Raw genomic sequence first — 2745 nt, forward strand, 5'->3', positions numbered from 1 at the left:
GGACATCAAACGAGACTCCGTTAGTAGTGGCGAGCGAACGCGGACCAGGCCAGTGGCTTGTGAGTAAGAACGGGAACGACTTGGAAAAGTCGGCCATAGTGGGTGATAGCCCCGTACCGGTAGAAAGCTTGCAAGTCCTCGAGTAAGGCGGAACACGTGAAATTCTGTCTGAACATGGGTAGACCACTATCCAAGCCTAAGTACTCGCACACGACCGATAGCGAACCAGTACCGTGAGGGAAAGGTGAAAAGCACCCCGACGAGGGGAGTGAAATAGTACCTGAAACTGGATGCATACAAACAGTCGGAGCCCGCAAGGGTGACGGCGTACCTCTTGTATAATGGGTCATCGACTTAGTCTGTCTAGCAAGCTTAAGCCGTTAGGTGTAGGCGCAGCGAAAGCGAGTCTGAATAGGGCGTTAAGTTAGACGGATTAGACCCGAAACCAAGTGATCTAGGTATGAGCAGGCTGAAGGTAAGGTAACACTTACTGGAGGGCCGAACCCACGTCTGTTGAAAAAGACGGGGATGACTTGTTCCTAGGGGTGAAAGGCCAATCAAACTTGGAAATAGCTGGTTCTCCGCGAAAGATATTTAGGTATCGCCTCAGACGAATACCTCGGGGGGTAGAGCACTGGATGGGCTAGGGGGTCTCACCGACTTACCAAACCTAACCAAACTCCGAATACCCGAGAGTACTATCTGGGAGACAGACGGTGGGTGCTAACGTCCATCGTCAAAAGGGAAACAACCCTAACCTACAGCTAAGGTCCCCAAGTCATAGTTAAGTGGGAAAGCATGTGGGATTACTTAGACAACCAGGAGGTTGGCTTAGAAGCAGCCATCCTTTAAAGATAGCGTAACAGCTCACTGGTCAAGTGATCCTGCGGCGAAGATGTACCGGGTCTAAAACTATGCACCGAAGCTTAGGGTTTACACTTATGTGTAAGCGGTAGCGGAGCGTTCCGTAAGCCTGTGAAGCGGTACCTGTGAGGGGCCGTGGAGGTATCGGAAGTGCGAATGATGACATGAGTAGCGACAAAAAGTGTGAGAGACACTTTCGCCGAAAGTCCAAGGGTTCCTGCGCAATGCTAATCAGCGCAGGGTTAGCCGGCCCCTAAGTCGAGGCAGAAATGCGTAGACGATGGGAACCACGTTAATATTCGTGGGCCTGGTGGTAGTGACGGATCGCGCAGAGCTGTATTCCCTTATCGGATTGGGAGTGCAGTGAGCCGGTTCCAGGAAATAGCTCCACCAACATAGACCGTACCCTAAACCGACACAGGTGGACTGGTAGAGTATACCAAGGCGCTTGAGAGAACTATACTGAAGGAACTCGGCAAATTGCACGCGTAACTTCGGGATAAGCGTGACCTCTATGCGGGCAACCGTATAGGGGTGTCACAAAAGAGGGGGTGGCGACTGTTTATCAAAAACACAGGGCTCTGCGAAGATGCAAATCGACGTATAGGGTCTGACGCCTGCCCGGTGCCGGAAGGTTAAAAGGAGAGGTTAACGCCTTGAATTGAAGCCCCGGTAAACGGCGGCCGTAACTATAACGGTCCTAAGGTAGCGAAATTCCTTGTCGGGTAAGTTCCGACCTGCACGAATGGCGTAACGACTTCCCCACTGTCTCCAGTATAGACTCAGCGAAATTGAATTCCCCGTGAAGATGCGGGGTTCCTGCGGTCAGACGGAAAGACCCCATGAACCTTTACTATAGCTTTGCGCTGGCACTTGTGTCGGCATGTGCAGGATAGGTGGTAGGCTTTGAAGCCAGGGCGCCAGCCTTGGTGGAGCCGCAAGATGAGATACCACCCTTATCGTCATAGGTGTCTAACCGCGGCATAACAGTGTCCGGGACAGCGCATGGTGGGTAGTTTGACTGGGGCGGTCGCCTCCCAAAGAGTAACGGAGGCGCGCGATGGTGGGCTCAGGACGGTCGGAAATCGTCCGCTGAGTGCAATGGCATAAGCCTGCCTGACTGCGAGACTGACAAGTCGAGCAGAGACGAAAGTCGGTCATAGTGATCCGGTGGTCCCGTGTGGAAGGGCCATCGCTCAACGAATAAAAGGTACTCTGGGGATAACAGGCTGATAATGCCCAAGCGTCCATAGCGACGGCATTGTTTGGCACCTCGATGTCGGCTCATCACATCCTGGGGCTGGAGCAGGTCCCAAGGGTATGGCTGTTCGCCATTTAAAGTGGTACGTGAGCTGGGTTCAGAACGTCGTGAGACAGTTCGGTCCCTATCTGCCGTGGGTGTTGGAATATTGAGAGGAGCTGTCCCTAGTACGAGAGGACCGGGATGGACGAACCTCTGGTGGACCTGTTGTGGCGCCAGCCGCATTGCAGGGTAGCTAAGTTCGGAAGGGATAACTGCTGAAAGCATCTAAGCAGGAAGCCCCCCTCAAAACGAGTATTCCCTATCAGAGCCGTGGAAGACCACCACGTTGATAGGCCGGGTGTGGAAGAGCAGCAATGCTTGAAGCTTACCGGTACTAATAGCTCGATCGGCTTGATCGTTCTCATTAATCTATGTCCGCAATCAAAGGATTGCTGGCTTCCTAAAAGTTCAGAAAACAAACCAAAATCACGCAACGTGTTTTTCGCTGACCTTGTGGTTCTTGCGAGGGGCCCAGGACCCGATCCCATCCCGAACTCGAACGTCAAATCCCTCCGCGCCAATGGTACTAAGTCTCAAGACTTGGGAGAGTAGGTCACTGCAAGGTCTGCCAAAAACAC

The 2745-nt window shown here is 52.8% G+C and carries 2 rRNA genes (1 of these 2 running past the window's edge); both read left to right on the top strand.

The features are described from left to right. Positions 1-2526 (top strand): 23S ribosomal RNA (locus tag ACSQ2A_RS22970) (it extends 196 nt beyond the left edge of the window). Between the two features lie 90 nt (positions 2527-2616). After that, positions 2617-2732: ribosomal RNA gene (gene rrf / locus ACSQ2A_RS22975) — 5S ribosomal RNA — on the top strand. The last annotated feature ends 13 nt before the right edge of the window (positions 2733-2745 follow it).

The sequence above is a fragment of the Devosia sp. LjRoot3 genome (assembly GCF_964252865.1).
Lineage (GTDB): Bacteria > Pseudomonadota > Alphaproteobacteria > Rhizobiales > Devosiaceae > Devosia.